13 protein-coding genes are annotated in these 20,418 nt (G+C 71.8%); 8 read left to right on the forward strand and 5 right to left on the reverse strand.

The genetic code is table 11. The features are described from left to right. Window positions 1-297: 297 nt before the first annotated feature. Together carB and carA are read right to left on the reverse strand one after the other, a co-directional pair. On the reverse strand, window positions 298-3,447 hold the full coding sequence (gene carB / locus O0S08_RS24850; protein ID WP_269041731.1) for a carbamoyl-phosphate synthase large subunit: 3,150 nt from the start codon (window positions 3,445-3,447) through the stop codon (window positions 298-300). 1 nt (window position 3,448) lies between these two features. After that, window positions 3,449-4,675 (reverse strand): glutamine-hydrolyzing carbamoyl-phosphate synthase small subunit, encoded by a 1,227-nt coding sequence (carA, locus tag O0S08_RS24855; protein WP_269041732.1) that lies wholly within the window; start codon window positions 4,673-4,675, stop codon window positions 3,449-3,451. A gap of 474 nt (window positions 4,676-5,149) precedes the next feature. Here carA and O0S08_RS24860 point away from each other — a divergent pair, with 474 nt between their 5' ends. The 4 genes from O0S08_RS24860 (at window position 5,150) to O0S08_RS24875 (ending at window position 12,318) form a co-directional block, all read left to right on the forward strand. Continuing rightward, a complete protein-coding gene (locus tag O0S08_RS24860; RefSeq protein WP_269041733.1) occupies window positions 5,150-6,388 on the forward strand; it encodes a zinc-ribbon domain-containing protein in 1,239 nt (412 codons plus the stop codon). A gap of 108 nt (window positions 6,389-6,496) precedes the next feature. Further along, the gene (locus tag O0S08_RS24865) at window positions 6,497-7,237 is read left to right on the forward strand and encodes a hypothetical protein (protein ID WP_269041734.1); all 741 of its coding nucleotides are present in this window, start codon (window positions 6,497-6,499) and stop codon (window positions 7,235-7,237) included. Between the two features lie 444 nt (window positions 7,238-7,681). Then, window positions 7,682-9,616, forward strand: a complete 1,935-nt coding sequence (locus O0S08_RS24870) for a hypothetical protein (protein WP_269041735.1) — start codon at window positions 7,682-7,684, stop codon at window positions 9,614-9,616. Window positions 9,617-9,678: 62 nt separating this feature from the next. Beyond that, on the forward strand, window positions 9,679-12,318 hold the full coding sequence (locus tag O0S08_RS24875; protein ID WP_269041736.1) for a protein kinase domain-containing protein: 2,640 nt from the start codon (window positions 9,679-9,681) through the stop codon (window positions 12,316-12,318). Between the two features lie 37 nt (window positions 12,319-12,355). Here the strand turns inward: O0S08_RS24875 and O0S08_RS24880 are convergent, their stop codons facing one another. The 3 genes from O0S08_RS24880 to O0S08_RS24890 all read right to left on the reverse strand — a co-directional run bounded on the left by O0S08_RS24880 (window position 12,356) and on the right by O0S08_RS24890 (window position 14,983). Beyond that, window positions 12,356-13,000 (reverse strand): RNA polymerase sigma factor, encoded by a 645-nt coding sequence (locus tag O0S08_RS24880; RefSeq protein ID WP_269041737.1) that lies wholly within the window; start codon window positions 12,998-13,000, stop codon window positions 12,356-12,358. Between the two features lie 304 nt (window positions 13,001-13,304). After that, complete coding sequence (locus tag O0S08_RS24885) at window positions 13,305-14,141, reverse strand: class I SAM-dependent methyltransferase (protein WP_269041738.1); 837 nt, start codon at window positions 14,139-14,141, stop codon at window positions 13,305-13,307. Further along, window positions 14,138-14,983, reverse strand: a complete 846-nt coding sequence (locus O0S08_RS24890) for a TetR/AcrR family transcriptional regulator (RefSeq protein ID WP_269041739.1) — start codon at window positions 14,981-14,983, stop codon at window positions 14,138-14,140. The genes O0S08_RS24885 and O0S08_RS24890 overlap by 4 nt, the downstream gene beginning before the upstream one ends. Before the next feature lie 365 nt (window positions 14,984-15,348). Between O0S08_RS24890 and O0S08_RS24895 the strand changes: the two genes are divergently transcribed. From O0S08_RS24895 to O0S08_RS24910, 4 genes are read left to right on the forward strand one after another with little or no spacing between them, the layout of a single operon-like run. Continuing rightward, window positions 15,349-16,353 carry an N-acetylornithine carbamoyltransferase gene (locus O0S08_RS24895; protein WP_269041740.1) on the forward strand — a complete coding sequence of 335 codons (1,005 nt, stop codon included), beginning with the start codon at window positions 15,349-15,351 and terminating at the stop codon, window positions 16,351-16,353. 49 nt (window positions 16,354-16,402) lie between these two features. Beyond that, complete coding sequence (locus O0S08_RS24900) at window positions 16,403-17,632, forward strand: argininosuccinate synthase (RefSeq protein WP_269041741.1); 1,230 nt, start codon at window positions 16,403-16,405, stop codon at window positions 17,630-17,632. Next, window positions 17,629-19,011 carry a M20/M25/M40 family metallo-hydrolase gene (locus O0S08_RS24905; RefSeq protein WP_269041742.1) on the forward strand — a complete coding sequence of 461 codons (1,383 nt, stop codon included), beginning with the start codon at window positions 17,629-17,631 and terminating at the stop codon, window positions 19,009-19,011. Before O0S08_RS24900 ends, O0S08_RS24905 begins: the two co-directional genes overlap by 4 nt. Before the next feature lie 13 nt (window positions 19,012-19,024). After that, the gene (locus O0S08_RS24910; protein ID WP_269041743.1) at window positions 19,025-20,350 is read left to right on the forward strand and encodes an acetylglutamate kinase; all 1,326 of its coding nucleotides are present in this window, start codon (window positions 19,025-19,027) and stop codon (window positions 20,348-20,350) included. The last annotated feature ends 68 nt before the right edge of the window (window positions 20,351-20,418 follow it).

Below are 20,418 nucleotides of genomic sequence, written 5' to 3' on the forward strand. Positions count from 1 at the left end.
GTCTCTTCGACCAGACCGCTGCGCCACCTGTCTCTTCGACCAGACCGCCGCCCCCCTGTCTCTTCGACCAGGCAGCCTCCGATCGCCGCCTGCCTCTTCGGCCAGGCACCGCGAGCGCACGAGACACGGCACCCTCCTGTCTCTTCGACCAGACCGCCGCCCTCTGTCTCTTCGACCAGGCAGCCTCCGATCGCGCCTGTCTCTTCGGCCAGGCACCCGCGAGCGCACGAGACGACGGCGCCCCCGGTCTCTCCGACCGGAGGCGCCGCAGCCCGCGCCTGTCCTTTCGGACAGCCTCTACCCGGCGACCTCGACCAGCGAGCGCGGCGGCAGCGGCCCTTCGCGCATCCGCTGGATCGCCCGCGCCCCCGCGGCCAGCCCGGCGATCGTCGTGTAGCACGGGATCTTGCGCCCCGTCGCCGCCGCCCGCAGCCCCGCCGCACCTGTCCCCGAGGCCAGGGCCAGAGTGACCCCCTCGAGCTCCGCGTCCAGCCGCCCGATCGGATAGCCGAGCCCGGCCAGCGCCTCCGCCGTCGCCGCCCCGGCCAGCACCTCGAAGCCGAGCAGCCGCAGGTGATCGGCCACCGGCACCAACCCCGGCGCGTCCTCGTCGGCCACCTCGAGCGCCACCCGGCCCTGCAGCGGCAGCCGCACCCCCGCGCCGAGCTGTGCCTTCGCGTACGCTTCAGCAAAACTCTCGCCGCTGCCCATCACCTCGCCGGTCGACTTCATCTCCGGCCCGAGCATCGGGTCCGCGCCGGGGAAGCGGCGGAACGGCAGCACCGCCTCCTTCACGCTCGCCATCGTCGGCAGCCGCTCTTCCGTCACTCCGAGCTCGCGCAGCGTCGCCCCGGCCATCACCCGGGCCGCCAGCTTCGCCAGCGGGCGACCGGTCGCCTTGGCCACGAACGGCACCGTCCTGGCCGCGCGCGGGTTCACCTCGAGCACGTAGACCTCGCCGCCGGCCACCGCGAACTGCACGTTCATCAGGCCGACCACCCCGAGCGCCTGGGCCAGCGCCACCGTCTGGCGCCGGATCTCCGCCTGGATCGGCGGCGGCAGCGAGTACGGCGGCAGCGCGCACGCCGAGTCGCCCGAGTGGACCCCGGCCTGCTCGATGTGCTCCATCACCCCGCCGATCACCACGTCTGTCCGATCGGACAGGGCGTCGACGTCGACCTCGATCGCGTCGCGCAGGTAGCGGTCGAGCAGCACCGGCTGCTCCTCCGCCGCCGCGAACGCCTCCGTCAGGTAGCCCGCCAGCTCCGCCTGCGAGCGGGCGATCGCCATCGCTCGCCCGCCGAGCACGTACGACGGCCGGACCACCAGCGGGAACCCGAGCGCCTCCGCCTTCGCCAGCGCCTCGGGCATCGTCGTCGCCGTCGCGTTGTCGGGCTGCTTGAGGCCGAGCGTGTGCAGCAGCGCCTGGAAGCGCGCCCGGTCCTCGGCCACGTCGATCGCGTCGGGCGACGTGCCGAGGATCGGCACCCCGGCCGCCTCGAGCCCGCGGGCCAGCTTCAGCGGCGTCTGCCCGCCGAGCTGCACGATCACCCCGCGCGGCTGCTCGACCGCGATCACCTCGAGCACGTCCTCGAGCGTCAGCGGCTCGAAGTACAGCCGGTCGGCGGTGTCGTAGTCGGTCGACACCGTCTCCGGGTTGCAGTTGACCATGATCGTCTCGATCCCCGCCTCGCGCAGCGCCAGGGCCGCGTGCACGCAGCAGTAGTCGAACTCGATCCCTTGCCCGATCCGGTTCGGCCCCGCGCCGAGGATCATCACCTTCTCGCGCCCCGTCGGCCGCGCCTCGCACTGCTCCTCGTAGCTCGAGTACAGGTACGGCGTCTCCGACGCGAACTCGGCCGCGCACGTGTCCACGCGCAGGAACACCGGCCGCACGCCCAGCGCCTGCCTGCGCTCGCGCACCGCCGCCTCCTTCACCTGCAGCAGCTGGGCGAGCCGGCGGTCGGCGAAGCCCATCCGCTTCAGCGCCCGCATCCTGCCCTCGTCGAGCTCGGCCAGCGAGCGGCCCGCGAGCGCCTGCTCGACCTCGACCAGCTCCGCCAGCTGGTCGATGAACCACGCGTCGATCCCGGTCAGGCTCTCGACCTGTCCCTTGGGCCAGCCGCGCCGCAGCGCCTCCGCCACCGCGAAGATCCGCTCCGGGCCCGGCTCGGCCAGCGCCGCGGTCAATCCTCGCTCGTCGAGCTCCGGCCCGCGCCGCTCGAGCCCCGCGGCCCCGATCTCGAGCCCGCGCAGCGCCTTGTGCAGCGCCTCCTGGAACGTGCGGCCGATCGCCATCACCTCGCCGACCGACTTCATCTGCGTGCCGAGCCGGGTCTGCGCGCCCTTGAACTTCTCGAACGCGAAGCGCGGGCACTTCACCACCACGTAGTCGATCGCCGGCTCGAACGACGCCGGCGTCACGCGCGTGATGTCGTTGCCGAGCTCGTCGAGGGTGTAGCCGACGGCCAGGCGGGCCGCGACCTTGGCGATCGGGAACCCGGTCGCCTTGCTGGCCAGGGCCGAGCTGCGGGACACCCGGGGGTTCATCTCGATCACCACCATCCGCCCGGTCCGCGGGTCGATGGCGAACTGCACGTTGGAGCCGCCGGTCTCGACGCCGATCTCGCGGATCACCGCGAACGACGCCTCGCGCATGCGCTGGTACTCCTTGTCGGTCAGCGTCAGCGCCGGCGCCACCGTGATCGAGTCGCCGGTGTGGACCCCCATCGGGTCGACGTTCTCGATCGCGCACACGATCACGCAGTTGTCCGCGCGGTCGCGGACCACCTCCATCTCGAACTCTTTCCAGCCGAGCACCGACTGCTCGACCAGGATCTGGCCGATCGGGCTGGCCTCGATCCCGCGGGCGGCGATCGCCCCCAGCTCGGCCGCGTCCGTAGCGATCCCGCCGCCCGTCCCGCCGAGGGTGAACGACGGGCGCACGATCGCCGGGAAGCCGACCGTCTCGGCCGCCTTCAGCGCCTCGGGCACCGTGCGGCAGAACACCGCCTGCGGCATCTCGAGCCCGATCGAGCGCATCGCCTTGCTGAACAGCTCGCGGTCCTCGGCCTTCTCGATCGCCTCGACCTTCGCGCCGATGAGCTCGACCCCGAGCCGCTGCAGCACCCCGTTGCGCCACAGGTCGAGCGCGCAGTTCAGCGCCGTCTGGCCGCCCATCGTCGGCAGCAGCGCGTCGGGTCGCTCGCGCTCGAGGATCCGGGTCACCGTCTCCCACTCGACCGGCTCGATGTAGACCGCGTCGGCCGTCTCGGGGTCGGTCATGATGGTCGCCGGGTTCGAGTTGACCAGCACCACCCGGTAGCCCTCGGCGCGCAGCGCCTTGCAGGCCTGCACCCCCGAGTAGTCGAACTCGCACGCCTGACCGATCACGATCGGCCCCGCGCCGAGGATCAGGATCGACTTCAGATCTGTCCTTTTGGGCATCTCACACCCTCCTCGCGGCCCGGCCCGCGACCACCTCGCGGGCGAACCGATCGAACAGCCCCGCCAGCTCGCGCGGCCCCGGCGACGCCTCCGGATGGCCCTGGAACGAGAACACCGGCCGGCCGGCCAGCTCCACCCCTTGCAGCGACCCGTCGAACAGCGACACGTGGGTCGCGCGCAGCTCGGCCGGCAGCGTCGCCGGGTCGGCCGCGAAGCCGTGGTTCTGGCTCGTGATCAGCACCCGGCCGGTGGCCAGCTCGCGCACCGGGTGGTTGGCCCCGTGGTGGCCGAACTTCATCTTGAACGTGCGGGCCCCCAGCGCCAGGCACAGCAGCTGGTGCCCGAGGCAGATGCCGAACACCGGCAGCCCCGAGGCCACCAGCTCGCGGATCGCCGCCTGCTGGGCCTGCAGCGGCTCCGGGTCGCCCGGCCCGTTCGACAGGAAGATCCCGTCCGGCCGCAGCGCCAGCGCCTGCGCGGCCGTCGTCGCCGCCGGCACCACCGTCACCCGCAGCCCGCGGTCGACCAGCAGCCGCAGGATGTTGCGCTTGACCCCGAAGTCGAACGCGACCACGTGCCCGGCTGCCCCCGGGGACATGCCCCAACGGACCTGCCCTTCGAGGCCTGTCTCCTTCGACATGCCCTCGAGGGCATGTCCCTCCAGCCAGCGGACCGAGCCCGCCGACCAGCCGGCCGGCTCGGGCACGCTGACCGCCTCGGCCAGGGCCGCGCCCTGCAGCCCCGGGAACGCCCGCGCCGCCGCCACGCAGGCCGCCTCGTCGCGGGCCGCCTCGCCGGCCGCCACGCAGCCGGCCATCGCCCCGCGCTCGCGCAGCAGGTGCGTCAGCCGGCGCGTGTCGATCTCCGACACCGCCACCACGCCCGTGCGGCGCAGGTACGCCGCGAGGCTCTCGCGGCCGCGCCACGACGCGAACAGGCGCGGCGCGTCGCGGACGACCAGCCCGGCCACCTGCGGCCCGCGGCCCTCCTCGTCATCCGGGTTGACCCCGACCACCCCGACGTGCGCCGCGGTCAGCGTCACGATCTGCTGGTGATAGCTCGGGTCGGTGACGACCTCCTGGTATCCGGTCATCGCCGTGTTGAACACCACCTCCCCGCACGTGCGCCCCTCGGCCCCGAGCGCGCGGCCGCGGAACAGAGTCCCGTCGGCCAGCGCCAGGAGGCCGGGAGTGCTCGGTGGGTCGATCCTCGACAGAGCTGCAGCCATGTGTCGGGCACGCTAGCTAGCGCGTTCCCGCCCGGAGGGGAAGCGCCCGCGAACCCCGCCCGACACTTTCGCGGAGCGGCCGCTCCGCCGCGCAAGCTGGCCCGAGGGACAGCTCCGCAGCGACGCCCCGAGGGTCCCGCCGCCGCCGCCCCGTCCCCGCCCGGGTCGCCGCCCACGCCGGTCCGCGGCGCCGGCGGTGCACAGCGCACGCGAGCGGGGTTGCCTCGCAGCGCCCCCGCCGACCCCCCTGTCTCCGCGGCGCCTCACGTCGCTACCGCACGCGACCGCGTCGCGTCGTTGCCCGTCTCGCAACCACCTCGTGCGCCGCCACGATCGGTTCCGCGACGACGATCGGCTCTCCTCTTCAGCTCGGTTCGCCAGGACCACCTCTGCCGGGGCCTGCCCCCTCCGGAGCCACGAGCGCCGCCCCGCGCGCTTGCGCGCATCCGCGAGCGGGTGATAGCGTCGACCCTCGTGCCCTCGGCCTCCACCAGCGCTCGGTCCGGGCGCAAGACTGGTGCCTCGCGAGCCGCCGCGGCCCCTCGCACGACCCGCCGGACCGCCCCGACCGCGCGCCGCTCGCGGCCGGTCGCCGCCGAGCCCACCCCGCCTGCCTCGAAGCGCCAGGCCTCCGCGCCTGCCTCCGCACAAAAACCCTCCGCCGCCCGGCCTTCCTCGCGGCGCACGGCCCCCGCGCCAACCTCTCCGCCGAAGCCCTCGCGGCGAAAGGCGCCCGCCCCGCCGGTCGCCGAGCCAAACACCGAGCGCCCGCCTCGACACGACCCCGCCGCCCGGCTCGCGGCGCTCCGCGCGATCGCCCGTCAGCAGGGCGGCAAGTGCCTCGCCGCCGCCTATCCCGGCTACCAGGGCCGCGCCGACTACGAGTGCAAGAGAGGTCACCGCTGGAGCACCACCTCCGCCATCATCCTCGGCGGCCACTGGTGCCCGACCTGCCGCTACCGCACCCCCGACAAGCTCGAGAAGATCAAGGCCATCGCCCGCGACAAGGGCGGCCGCTGCCTCTCCCGCGAATACCCGCCGCTCGGGCAGAAGATGCGGTTCCGCTGCGAACGCGGCCACGAATGGGACGCCGAGGCCAGGAAGATCCGCGAGGGCCACTGGTGCGGTCGTTGTCGCCGCACCCTCGCCGACATGGACGCCCTCGTCGCCAGGTGGGGCGGCCGCTGCGTCTCCTCCAAATACGTCGACTTCGACGGCCCCTTGCGCTGGGAGTGCGTTCGCGGTCACCGATTCAATTCGCGGGCCCGCAACATTCGCCTCGGCCATTGGTGCAAGGAGTGCCGGCGCGAGGACGGCTGGATCGCCGCCGTCCGCAAGATCGCCGCCCGCCGCGGCGGCGCCCTCCTCACCGAGCGCAACCTCCAGTCGGGCAAGAAGCTGCGCTGGCGCTGCGCCAGCGGCCACGAGTGGCTCAGCACCAGCGGCAACATCCTCAACGATCGCTGGTGCCCGCAGTGCGCCGACACCCGCCTCGGGATCGGCGAGATGCAGCGCATGGCCGCCGCCAACGGCGGCAAGTGCATCTCCAAAAAATACGTCGACCGCAACACCCACCTCCAGTGGGAGTGCGACAAGGGCCACCGCTGGTGGGCCCGCCCGGGCGCCATTCGCTATCAGCACACCTGGTGCCCCGATTGCGCCCACGAGGCCCGCCGCGCCAACCTCAGGGCCATGGCCAAGGACCGCCGCTGACTCGAGGCAATGCCCGCGACGTGCCTTCGGAATTCGCGCAAAATGCGCAGATTCGGCGAACAACCTGGCTCCAGCCGAGACGGCAAAAGTTATGGTAGTCTTGTTCGAATGAGGAAGAGCTCGATCTCGCGCGCGCTCGTTCTGACGACCCTCGTCCTGGGGACGGGATGCCCGCCCGAAAAGGGCGCCGGGACCACCGACAGCGACCCCACCGGGACGACCAGCAGCGGGGCAGACACAACCTCCGCCGCGACGGGAGCGACCACGACCGGCGATCCGACGGCCGGCACCACGGAAGCGGAAGAGGAGCCCTTCTGCGTCAACGCCGGCCCCGGCTCGGCCTCCGTGCAGGAGTGCGCCCTCGACTTCTGTCCGCCTGACGCCCTGCACGTGGAAGCGAACAACGCCGACGGAGGGGACGGCCTCGAGTACGAGGGGGGCTATACCGGGTTCCAGCTGTACAAGTACCGGACCGGTGATGAAGTGAGGCTCACCCTGCAGTTCGACGCCAAGCCCGACGCCGAGACCACGGACGCCGTCCTCGCCGAGAACCTCCTGGCAGTCACGATGTGGATCGACCACCCGTTCCCGGACGCGACGCCCCTCGGCTCCATGTCCACGCTCTTCAGATCGGAGACGAGCCCGTGGCTCCTCGAAGCGGTCGTGTTCGAGGGCGGCCGGTTCAAGCTGACCGCCGAGATCGACGTGACCGAGGCGACCCAGCACGTCTATTCCAACAGCGAGGCCTGTTACACCTCCGACATCGGCGGCCAGTGCCGGTGCGAGTACGCCGGATTCACGATCCCGACCACGATCGCCATCGATCTGTCGCTCGTTCACGAAGCGTGAGCCCTTGCACATGCCCCTTGGGGCATGTCCTGAAAGCCATTCACGATAGACCTCGCCCTGGCCCGTGCCCCGAGGACACGCGGGTCTGTGGATCCCGAGAAGCCCGGCGAGGGCGACCTCGTGCTTCCGCCGCGCCGGCGGAGCGCTCGTCGAGCCCCGAATCGTGCTCGCGGGGGATCCCCCGACGGACCCTGAAAGGGCCGGCTCGACCCCGAGCGCGTCCGCTCGAAAAATTTTGACGGCCGCGCGAACCAAGCCTCGACGTGCTCTCACTACGCATGGGACGGCGACGCTGGGTCGCCGAGCGTGGCCGCGACAGCGCGGCTCGAAGCACAGCGCATTCATCCCATGACCATCTCCAAGCTCGCAATCAGGACCTCCTCTCCTCTCTCTCGCCGCGCGCGGCCGGCCTCGCCCCTCCTGCGCAAATCCGCGGGCCTCGTCGTGCTGCTCGCATTGGGCTTCGGCGCCACCGCGCACGCCTATCCCGTCGCCTTCCCGGCCCGCGGCGACTCCTTGCCCAGCGGCGCCTATTTCCGGGCCACCGGCCACACCGGCTTCGATTACGGTCACAACGGCTGGGGCATCGACTTCCACGCCGCCGCTCACAACGGCACGCAATGGACGCGCTACGAGAGCGGCACCTCCGGGACCGCCAACGGCGACGCCCTCATCTTCGGGGCCCCGCTGTACGCCCCCGAGGACGGCGAGATCATCGCCTGCTGGCGCACCGCGCCCAACAAGCCGGCCCCCGGCGTCGACTACGACTTCAACAACGACGGGACCCCCGATTCCTCGCCGATGAGCGGCGGCAACCACCTCCAGATCCGCAACGCCGACGGCGACTATATCGTCTATCTGGCCCACATGGACTTCGACAGCATCCCGTCGTCGCTGTGTCCGCTGCCGACGAATCGCGACGCCAACGCCGACGGCTGGCCCGACAGCCTGTCGAAGACATGCTCGCTCGCCGGGACATGGGACGGTATGGTCACCGGCACCATCCTGCCGACCCCGGTGCCGGTGAAGAAGGGCGACTTCCTCGGCCGTGTCGGCCACTCCGGCGCCTCCAGCGGCCCGCACCTGCACATGCACGTCAAGCCGTTCTCGTACGACGCGTCCTCGCGCCCATGCGAGGGCCCGAGCGAGGAGATCAAATTCGTCGAGGGCTGGGAGCAGCTGTGTGAAACCACGGACGTGACGATCGCCGGCTGGGATCCGCTGGCGGCCGACAATCCGCTGGAGCCGTGGTTCCAGATCGGCGAGAACGAGTGGATCCCGGGCCGTCCCTATTGCTTCATGCCCGACGGGATCGGCGCCGAGCAGGACCACAACGATTACGGCGTCGCGGCCACCGACCTCCACTTCACGACCCACTCGAGCGGCGACCTGCTGGTGTACCAGAGCAGCGGCGCCCTGCGCCTGCGCTCGTACAAGCTCGAGACCGGCGGCACCATCACCGACCAGGACACCGTGAACGAGGGCTCGGTGCTCGACACCGCCGTCACCCGTCCGCGGAGCACACGGGACGTCGTCGTAGCGATCCGCGGCAGCAACGGCGACCTCAAGCACATCCCGTACACCGTCTCGTCGACCACCGGCGCGATCGTGCGCCAGGTCGGCAAGGAGCTGAGCGAGCCCGCCGTGTTCCGCGTCGAGACCACCAAGTCGCCGGCCCACGACGGCTACGTGGCGGCGATCGAGGACAGCTCGGGCAACCTCAAGGTCATCGATTACCACGTCGACTCGGGGCTCAACATCACCCGCGACCTCAGCGGCACCGGCTCGGGCGGGGCGATCGACGACGTGGCGATCACCACGGTGTCCTCCGGCTTCGACGGGGTCGTGACGGCCGAGCTCACGACCGGGGGGCTGCTCGTGCTGCGGAGCTTCGAGGTCCCCGCGGCCGGCGGCGTCACCTGGGCCGATACGTACACCACGATCCTCGGCGCGGACTCGGTCCGGGTCGACACGGTGCCGGTCGGCCTGACCGAGTACGTCGTCACCAGCGTGCAACTGTCGGCCACCGGGACCCTGCGCCTCGACACCTGGGAGGTCGACGGCAGCGGCCAGATCACGTGGGTCGACACGATCTCGGCCGGGGATGTCTCCGCCCACGACGCGACGCCCACGATCCCCGGCGGCGACCTCGTCTCGGCCATGCGCGACGACGCCGACAACTTCCGCATGATCGGCTGGCGCATCGACCCGTTCGGCGCGCTCACCCGCCACGCCACGCGGGGTCTGAGCGCGGTGACCGACACCGCCATCGTCGCCTCGCTCGCCAGCGGTGGGGATCACCTGGTGGCAGCCCGCACCGACACCTCGGGCGAGCTGCACCTGTTCTCGTACGGCGCCGCGTTCATGTCGGCGTTCTGATCGAGCTCGCGCCTCGGGCTCGAGCGGTCGACTCGAGCCCGAGCTTTCCTGGTGATAGGCTCATGTCGAGCACGATGAGCGATCCGTCGACGTGGCCGGACCCGGCAGAGGACCCCTCGGCCGCGCTGCCGGCCCGCGAAGCCCCGGAGGGCTCGCAGGTCGACGGCTGGTGCGCCGAGCTCGTCGACCGCGTCCGGCCCGGCGGCTTCGCGCCGGCCCCTGCGCGCGAGACGGCCCTGATCGCCGGACGCTATCGTCTGCTGCATCGCCTCGGTCGCGGCGGCGTCGGCGAGATCTGGTGCGCCGAGCACGTCGGCATCCGCAAGGAGGTCGCGGTCAAGCTGCTGCGCGACGAGCTGGCCGCCGATCCGCTGGTACGTCGCCGCTTCTTGCGCGAGGGCCGACTGGCGGCCGCGGTGCGCCACCCCGGCGTCGTCGACATCCTCGACGTCGGCGAGACCGAGGACGGCCTCGTGTACCTGGTGATGGAGCGGCTCGCCGGGCGCACCCTGTCCGAGGAGGTCGAGTGGGCCGGGCCGCTGCCGTGGAGCCGCGCGCGGGCGGTGCTGATCCAGCTCGCCGAGGCGCTGGCGTGCGCGCACGAGCGCGGGGTCGTCCACCGCGACCTCAAGCCGTCCAACGTGATGCTGGTGGGCACGCGCGACGACGGCAGCGATCGTTGCAAGCTCATCGACTTCGGCATGGCGCGCGGGCTGCTGCGCGCCGACGAGTCGACCGAGCTGACGCGCACCGGCGTGGTCCTCGGCAGCCCCGCCTACATGAGCCCCGAGCAGTTCCGCGGCGAGGAGGCCGACGCGCGCTCCGACGTCTACAGCCTCGGGTGCGTGGCCTACTTCGTGCTCACCGGCCAGCGTCCGTTCCTCGGCGCGACCCCGGCGGAGCTGATGTACCAGCACCTCATGCTGCCGCTGCCGCGCGTGCGCGGGCTCGGCCTGCCCGCGAGCGTCGAGGCGGAGCTGCGCCGCTGGCTCGACCGCGCCTGTCACAAGCGACCGGAGCAGCGCTTCGCCGGCATGGCGGCGATGCTCGCGGCGTTGCGCGAGCTCGGGGCCCGCTCCCCGTGGCGCCGGTTCGTGCCGCTGGCGGCCAGTGCAGCGGTGATGTTGGGCCTCGGCGTCGCGGCGCTCGAGGTCTCGCGTGAGGACGTCGATGCACCGAATCTGCCGCCCGCGAGCGCGAGCGATTCGGGCGAGGACCGCGAGCCCGTCGCAGTCGTCGCTCCCCCGCGCTGCGGCGACGGCCGCGTCGACGCCGACGAGCAGTGCGACGACGGCAACACCGCGCCCGCCGACGGCTGCGAGCCCGATTGCAGCGACTCGGAGATCGTCGACCTGCGCGCGGCCAACTCGTACACCTGCGCCCTCACCCGCAGCGGCCACGTGCGCTGCTGGGGTCAGCAGGGGCCTCACCTGGCGCAGCCCGCTCACGCCGGTCACATCGGCGACGACGAGCGGCCTTGCGACGTCCCGCCCGTCGACCTCGGCCCCCGTCGCGCCCGGCAGCTCGGCCTCGAGTTCCTCGCCCCGCACGTGTGCGTCGTCCTCGACGACGACACCGCCCGCTGTTGGGGCAGCGACGCGAGCGAGCAGCTCGGCCTCGGCCCCGGCGTGACCCACTGGGGCGACGCGCCCGACGAAATCCCGGCCCGGCTCCCGCCGCTGGCCTTGCCGCCCGTCCGCACGATCACCGCCAACGAGTCGGGCACCTGCGCCCTGGCAGGCGACCCCGAGCGACCCGGCGTGTACTGCTGGGGCAGCAACAGCCACGGACAGCTCGGCCGCGGCGACACCGAGCCGCGCACCGAACCTCCCGCCGAGCCGATCGACCTCGGCGACGTCGGCGTGCGCGAGCTGTCGCTCGGCATCACCAACGTGTGCGCGCGGCTCGACCACGGCACCGTGCGCTGCTGGGGCGGCAACCGCAACCTCCACCTCGGCACCGGCTGGCCCGTGAACCGCTACGCCGGCGACGGCGTCGGCGACGGCGCCCGCGGTCGCACCCCGAACACGCCCGACCTCGACGTCGAGGGGCTCGCGGGCTTCGACGTCGCCGCAGTGCGCATGAACGGCGGCTGGGCGTGCGTCCTGAGCCTCGCGGGCGAGGTGCGGTGCTGGGGCGGCAACGACGACGGCGCCCTCGGCGAGCGCTTCGACCGGATCGCCGCGTGCGACGAGGGCAGCCACGGCGTCGGCTGCCTGGTGCCGCGCCCGATCCTCGCCGTCGACCTCGGCGACCTCGACGGCGCCCGCGTGGTCGACCTGCAAATGGGTCGCAAGCGCGCCTGCGTCCTCGACGACGCCGGCCGCGTGCGCTGCTGGGGCTGGGGCATCCGCGGCAGCCTCGGCTACGGGCCGCTGCTCCGGGACACCACCGGCCACTGGAGCATCGGCCATCACCTCACGCCCGCGGAGGCTTACGCAGCGATGGGCAACGGCGGCGTGGTCGACGTCGGCGACCTCGACCACGACGGGCAGATCGATCGAGTGGCAAAGATCGCGCTCGGCTACTCGCACACCTGCGTGCTCGCCGTCGACGGCACAGTGCGCTGCTGGGGCAGCAACTCCGAGGGTCAGCTCGGCTACGGCACGACCGAGGACATCGGCGACGACGAGACCCCCGGGGATTACTACGCCGCCCACGCCTGCGGCGCAGTGCCCGTGTTCGCCGGCCACGGCTGCTGACTCGCGCCGTCGACTCTTTGTTTCTTCTCTAAAGAACTCAGCGAGCGCCTCGCGCTGCGCCGTCGAGGCGTTGGCGGATCTCCCGCATGCACTCGTCGAGCCCCGTGAGCGTCGAGTCGATCAGCTGCGCCGACTCGGCCGCGCGCTGCACCGCCACCGTCAATCGCTGGCGCGCGCGGTTGATCCGGCTCGACATGGTGTCGCGGCCTACCTCGAAGACCTCGGCCAGCTGGCGCGACGTCATGGCCTCGTACTCCTTGAGCTCGAGCACGATCTGGTCGTCGAGGGGCAGCGAGCGCAGCGCGCGGACCAGCAGCGCCTCGCGCTGCCGGCCCATGAACAGCGAGGTGATCGAGCGGTCGACGTCCGGCAGCTCGACCGAGTGCTCGAGCGGCTCGAAGCGCTCGTCGTGAAGCCGCCGGGTCCTCAGGTGGTGGACGAGCTTCCACCGGGCGATGCCGAACAGGTAGGTCAGCACCGACGACTCGCCGCGAAAGACCACCTTCTTGGCGCACAGCGTCTCGAAGGTCGCCTGCGTCAGATCGCGGCCGAGCTCCGGCCCCACCTTCGAGTAGAAGAACAGCAGGATCCGCCGGTAATGCCGCGTCACCAGCTGCTTGCCCGCCGCCGCGTCCCCATCGATCCACGCGTGCAGCAGCGCCTCGTCGCTCGTCTCCGTCATTTCACCTCGGCCTCGCACGATCGTGACATCACGACCGCCCATTGTCCCGTCGCCCGGCGAGTGCAAACGACGACCGTACCCTGCGAGAGATCGACCATGCGCCCGGCGCTCGTCCGAGGCGGCAACGTAGCAAAAAAATCGCCGAGCCGCCCCAGCCGCGGATCTTCGCCGGAAGCATCCGCGAACCTCGGAGGCCGGCCCGAGGTTCCGGGGGCATGACGCCCCGCCGAGGGTCGCTTCGCTCACGGGACCCGGACCCGCCGAGAGCCTCCTGGAGCGCACTTTTGAGCCCGAGTTCGCCCCTTCAGAACCGATACCGCAACAGCCGGCTGATCCGCCCCAGCGCCGGGATCAGCGTGAACAGCCGCACTGCGACGCGCGCCGCCCACGACAATCGCGCCACCTGCCGCGGATCGTACCCCTTCGGATCGTACGCATGATAATCGTCGATCAATCGCAACCGCGAAAATTCCCGCTCGAGCGAATGCGGGTCCTCGATGGTCCAGTGCATCGACGCCCCCGTCGCCTTGACCGCCTGGTGGCGCAGGATCATCCGCGCCCCGCGCTTGCTGAACCCGTCGAACGCCAGCTCTCCGCCATTTTTCTCGAACTTCTCGAGCAGCCGCCCGATCAATCGCGGCGCCTCCTCCACCCCCACGTACATCATCAGCCCTTCTGCCAAAATCAGCGTCGGTCGATCCGCCGGGATCGTCTCGATCCACCCCGGCGCAGTCACCGACGTCGCGATCATCGAATACCCCTCGCGCGCCGGATACAGCCGTTCGCGCAGCGCGATCACCTCCGGATAATCGACATCGATCCACCGCACCGCGGGCCCCGGGTCGACGCGAAACACTCGAGTGTCGAGCCCGCACCCCATGTGCACCACGGTCGCTCGCGGGTGCCGCGACAGGAAATCGCGGGTCCAGCCGTCGAAGATGTGCGCGCGCATCGACACCCCGATCATCAGGTTGCGGTCGACCTTCAACCGCGAAAAGTCGTAGTCGATGCGCTCGACCGCCCGCGCCGCCTGCTCGTCGTGCAGCAGCGAATCGGGCAATCGGCTCTCGCCCGCCTTCGCGGCCAGAGTGATGAGCAGTGTCTCCTTCTCCGCAGTCAGCGTCACCTTCTCCGTCGTCATCCCGATCTCCCGTCGGCGATCACCGCCGCCACAGTGTCCGATTCGATGAAGCGGATGCTCCCGTCCGGCAGCCCCAGGATCCGGTCGACCGCGATCCCGTGGAACCGCAGCCGGGCCTCCAGCGCCGCCATCGCCGTCGCCGCATCCTCGCTCCCCACGGCAGCCAGCGCCCGCCCCATCGCCGCCTGAATGGTCGTACCGAGCTGCAGCACGATCTCGGCCGCCGCCAGCGGATCCGGCACATCGAAGCGCCCCTCGTCGCGCCCCTGCTCGAGGATCTTCGCCAGCACCGGCGCGATCACCGGATTGACCGCCGCATGGATCCGCAGATACAGCAGAGTATTCTCCGGCCTGAACAGCGAATCGTAGGTGGCCCGCAGCGCCGGCGCCTCCGCCACCTTGATCGCGCGGGCCCGGGCGAAGAACGCGTTCAGCCGCGCCAGCCCGTCGAGCCCTGGCGCCGCCAGCACGTCGTCGAAGCGGGCCACAGTCGCCTGCGCGGTGCGGGCCGCCAGCGCCTCGAGCAGTTCCTCCTTCGATTCGAAGTGATGATAAAAGCCGCCCTTCGACACCCCCGCCCGGGCGATGATGTCATTCACCGTCGTGCGCTCGTACCCGCGCTCGAAGAACAGCGCCTGCGCACAATCCAGCAGCTCCCCCCGCCGCACCTCGGGATTTTTGATAATGCGCGCCATGCCCTCTTCCGACCGACCGACCGACCGACGGTCGGTAGCATGACCGACCGACGGTCGGTCGTCCAGACCTCTGCAGACGCCGATGCCACCGCGCGAGATCGCCCCGACGCTCGCCAGCGGCTCTTTCGAGCATGTCTCGATCGACATGTCTTGAAGAGCCTGTCCCTTCAACCAGAGAGAACGTCCGACCTCCGCCCCGCCCGCCGACGCCGGGAGCGCCGGCAGGACCACCGCGCCTGCCGCCCCGCCGGCGCCGCCACGTGAGCTCATCCCGACGGCCGTGCCGCGACGCCGCCGACGGCCTCGTCGCCGCCCCGCGAGGACCGGGGCCCCGCGCCGGTCCCCACGGCAGCCGACCTCGCAGCTTTCGCCCGCGAGCACCCCGCCTGGCGAGCGTGACGCCGGCGCCGCCGCGAATGCGAGAGGAAGTTCACAATCGCTCGCTCGCCGGCGCCTCGCGTCGGCCCCCGCGCCTATTTGGCCGACCGCCCCCCTGTGCTAGAGGAGCGCGCGTGCGCCACTTCCTCTCGACCCTCGACTACAGCCGCGCCGAGATCGAAGCCTTGCTCGCCGCAGCGCGCGCCATCAAGGCCGGGCCGCACGCGCAGACCCTCGCCGGCAAGTCGATCGCCCTGGTCTTCTTCAACCCCTCGCTGCGCACGCGCACCAGCTTCGAGCTGGGGATGCACCAGCTCGGCGGCAAGGCCATCGTGCTCGAGCCGGGCAAGGGCGCCTGGCCGATCGAGTTCGACGACGGCGTGGTGATGGACGGCGAGCCCGAGGAGCACGTCCGCGAGGTCGCGCGGGTGCTCTCGCGCTACGTCGACGCCATCGCGGTGCGCGCCTTCCCCAAGTTCCAGCGCTGGGAGGTCGACCGCGAGGACCGCGTCATCCAGTCGTTCGCGCGCCACGCCACCGTGCCCGTGATCAACATGGAGACGATCACGCACCCGTGCCAGGAGCTGGCGCTGGCGCTGACGCTGCAGGAGAAGCTCGGCGACCTCGCGGGCAAGAAGATGTGCCTGACGTGGACGTACCACCCCAAGCCGCTCAACACCGCGGTCGCCAACTCGGCGCTGATCATCGCCGCCAAGCTCGGCATGGACGTCACCCTTTTGTGCCCCACGCCCGAGTACGTGCTCGACCGCCGCTACATGGACGCCGCCGCCGAGTACACCAGGGCGGCCGGCCGCACCCTCACCGTCACCCACGACATCGAGCAGGGCTACCGCGGCGCCGACATCGTCTACGCCAAGAGCTGGGGCGCCCTGCCGTACTTCGGCCGCTGGGACGAGGAGAAGCCGATCCGCGAGGCCAGCAAGCGCTTCATGGTCGACGCCGCCAAGATGGCGATGACCCCGAACGCGCTGTTTAGCCACTGCCTCCCGGTCCGCCGCAACGTCAAGGTCACCGACGAGGTCCTCGACTCGCCGCGCGCGATCCACATCGACGAGGCCGAGAACCGCCTTCACGTCCAGAAGGCCCTCATGGACGCCCTCCTGCGCGGCGTCCTCTGAGACCGCCGACCGCTGATTCGCCTCGCCCCGCTCCCAGGATCCCCCCAAGATGTCCCAAAGTACAGCTTCGAACAAGAAGGTCGTGCTCGCCTTCTCCGGCGGCCTCGACACCAGCTTCTGCGTGCCCTACCTGCGCGAGCGCGGCTACGACGTCGTCACCCTGTTCGTCGACACCGGCGGGGTCGACGACGCCGAGCGGGCCTACATCGAGCAGCGCGCGCGCGACCTCGGGGCCGTCGAGCACGTCACCGAGAGCGGCGCCCAGCCGATCTGGGACGACGTCGTCGTCCCCCTGGTCATCGGCGGCCAGCTCTACCAGGACGTCTACCCGCTGCTGGTCAGCGACCGCTACATCATCGTCGAGCGCGCCCTGGCGCTGTGCGACGCCCGCGGCACCCGCGTGTTCGCCCACGGCTGCACCGGCATGGGCAACGACCAGGTCCGCTTCGACCAGACGGTGCGCTCGCTCGGCGACTACGACATCGTCGCGCCGATCCGCGACATCCAGCACGAGCACCGTGCGGTGCGCGCCTACGAGGCCGAGTACCTGCAGAAGCTCGGCCACCACGTGCGGCCGAAGACCGCCAAGTACAGCATCAACGTCAACCTGCTCGGCGTCACCGCCTCCGGCTCGGAGATCGACGAGTTCCAGGCCCCCGGCCCCGAGACCTGGCAGATGTGCGCGCGCCCCGAGGACTGGCCGAAGAAGCCCGCGCGCATCGACATCGAGTTCGAGCGCGGCGTCGCCGTCAAGCTCGACGGCGAGGCCCTGCCCGGCCCCGAGATCCTGCGCCGCCTCAACGAGCGCCTCGGCGCCTACGGCGTCGGCCGCAACATCTACACCGGCGACACCACGATCGGCCTCAAGGGCCGGATCGTGTTCGAGTGCCCCGGCATCGCCGGCCTGATGACGGCCCACCGCGCGCTCGAGGAGGCGATCCTCACCGCCAACCAGAACGGCTTCAAGCCGCTGGTCGCCAAGAAGTGGGTCGAGCTGGTCTACCGCGGCTTCTTCTTCGAGCCGCTCAAGGACGACCTCGAGGCGTTCCTGCGCTCGTCGCAGGCGTTCGTCAGCGGCACCGTCACCCTCGAGACCGCCGGCGGCGTCGTCACCCCGGTCGCGGTCCGCTCCGAGCACATCCTGCGCAACAAGGGCGCCGTCTACGCCCAGTCGGCCGACTGGGACGCCCGCGAGGCCGAGGGCTTCATCAAGCTGCTCGGCATGAGCTCGACCCTGTCCGCGCGCGTCAACCCGCGCCGGCGCCCCGGGCAGCGATGACCGACGCCACGCTGCGGCGCACCCTGGGGCACCTGGGGCGCCTGGTCGGGTTCGACACCCGCAACCCGCCGCGCGCCATCGCCGGCGACGCCGGCCTGTTCGCCTACCTGCGGGACATGCTCCAAGGGGCAGGTCTCGCCTGCGACACCGTCGACCTCGGCGACGGCTGCGTCTACCTGCTCGCCGTCCGCGGCGCCCCGCAGGTGCTGTTCAACGTCCACGTCGACACCGTCCCCGCCGACCCCGGCTGGACCGCCGACCCGCACGTCCTCCGCGTCGAGGATGACCGCGCGATCGGCCTCGGCGCCTGCGACATCAAGGGCGCCGCCGCCTGCCTCCTCAGCGTGCTCGAGACCACCACCGGCCCCGCCGCGGTGCTGTTCTCGTCCGACGAGGAGGCCGGCAGCAGCCGCTGCATCCGCGAATTCCTGGCCCGCTCGGACCTGTCCTCACAGACAGTCGAGATGTCCTCCGGGACAGCCTCGCCGGCGGCCCGCGCCGACCTGTCCGCCGGGACATCCGCCGCCGACCTGTCCTCGCGGACATCTCCCGCCGGCCTCACCGCGCCCGCGGGCCTCGCCGGCGACCTGTCCTCCGGGACAGCCGCCTCGTCCGCCCGCTCTGGCCTGTTTACCGGGGCATCCGCCGGCGGCCTGTCCTCGCGGACATCTCATTCCGGCCCCGGCGACCTGTCCTCCGGACCAGGCTCTCGCCCCTCGCGCCCGACCTTCGGCAGCGTCGTCGTCGCCGAGCCGACCCGCTGCTGCGCCGTGCTCGAGCACCGCGGGATCGGCACCGCCACCGCGGTGTTCTCCGGCACCGGCGGCCACGCCTCGGCCGCCCGGGCCCTGCGCGACAGCGCCGTCCACGAGGCTGTCCGTTGGGCCGCCCTCGCCCTCGCCCACGCCAGCGCCAGCGAGGCCGGCCCGGGTCCGCTGCCCGGTCTGCGCCTCAACCTCGGCGCCGTCGAGGGCGGCCTCAAGGCCAACATGATCGCCAGCGCGGCCACCGTCCGCTTCGGCGTGCGGCCGCCGCCCGACCTCCCGCCCGAGTTCGCCCTCGCCGAGCTGTTCGCGCTCGCGCCCGACCCCACGCGCGTCCGCTTCACGCCGGGCTTCCTCGCCCCGCCGCTGCCGGCAGGCGGTCCGGCGCGCCTCGCCGACGCCCGCGCCGCCGCGGCCGCCCTGGCCGCCCGCCTCGGCCTGCCGCCCGGCGACCCGGTCGACTTCTGGACCGAGGCCGCCCTGTTCTCCGCCGCCGGCCGCGACGTCCTGGTCTACGGGCCAGGTTCGATCGAACAGGCCCACACCGCGGGCGAGTACGTCCCGCTGGCCGACCTCGTCGAGGCGGCGACCCGCTACCGCGCGATCCTGTCCTGAAGATCCCACGACCATGCCCAACCCCCGCGAGCTGATCGTCAAGCTCCTGCGCAACCTCGGCGGCCGCAAGGAGGTCGAGCAGTACCTCAAGCAGTTCTCGAGCGTCGAGCACAAGCGCTTCGCCGTCATCAAGGTCGGCGGCGGCCTGCTCGCCGACGACCTCGAGAGCCTCGCCTCCTCGCTCAACTTCCTCCACCAGGTCGGCCTCCACCCGGTCGTCGTCCACGGCGTCGGGCCGCAGCTGCAGGCCGCCTTCACCGCCGCCGGCGTCGACTCCACCGACTGGAAGCAGCGGACCTCGCCGAGGGCGCTCGAGCAGGTGCGCCGGGTGTTCCGCGCCGAGAACCTGCGCCTCGTCGACATGCTCGAGGAGATGGGCGCGCGCGGCCGGCCGGTCGTCGGCGGCGTGTTCGCGGCCGAGCTCGAGGACGACGCGGGCGGCGAGCAGCGGACCCGGATCGTCCGCGTCGACACCGACGCCATCGAGTCGAGCCTCAAGGCCGGCTCGATGCCCGTGCTCGCCAGCATCGGCGAGACCGCCGGCGGCCAGATCCTCGACCTCGGCCCCGACCTCGCCGCCCACGCCCTCGCGCTGCGCCTGCAGCCGTACAAGATCATCCTCCTGCGCGCCCAGGGCGGCCTGCGCGACGAGTACGGCGACCTGATCTCCGCCGTCAACCTCGCCGAGGACTACGAGCCGCTGCTGGCCGAGAAGTGGCTGTCCGGCGCCACCCGCCACAAGCTCGAGCTGATCCACGACCTCCTCGGCAAGCTCCCGCGCGCCTCCTCGGTCTCGATCACCTCCCCGGACCTCCTGGCCATGGAGCTGTTCACCCACAAGGGCTCGGGCACCCTCGTGCGTCGCGGCGAGCGCATCGGCCTGCACGAGTCGCTGCACAGCGTCGACCTGCCGCGGCTCGCCGCCCTGCTCACGGCCGCGTTCGGCCGGCCCCCGGTGGCCGACTACTTCACCCGCAAGCCGTTCCGCCGGATCTACCTCGCCGACAGCTACCGCGCCGCTGCGATCCTCACCGACGAGGGCCCGATCCCCTACCTCGACAAGTTCGCGGTCACCGGCGAGGCCCAGGGCGAGGGCATCGGCGGCTCCTTGTGGCAGCGCATGACCCGGGAGACCCCCAAGCTGTTCTGGCGCGCCCGCGTCGACAACGCGATCAACCCCTGGTACTTCCAGCGCGCCGACGGCAGCTACACCGGCGGCGCCTGGACCGTGTTCTGGACCGGCATCACCGACTTCCCGACCATCCAGGAGTGCGTCGAGCGGGCCCTCTCCGCCCCGCCCACGCTGGAGGCCGCCCACACCATCGGAGGCGCGACATGACCGCGCGCGCCCCGAACCTGCCGCGAAGGACATGCTCCTTCGGACCTGGCCCGAGCGCCATGCCTACA

Origin of the sequence: Nannocystis punicea (assembly GCF_026965555.1) — a bacterium.
Classification (GTDB): domain Bacteria; phylum Myxococcota_A; class Polyangia; order Nannocystales; family Nannocystaceae; genus Nannocystis; species Nannocystis punicea.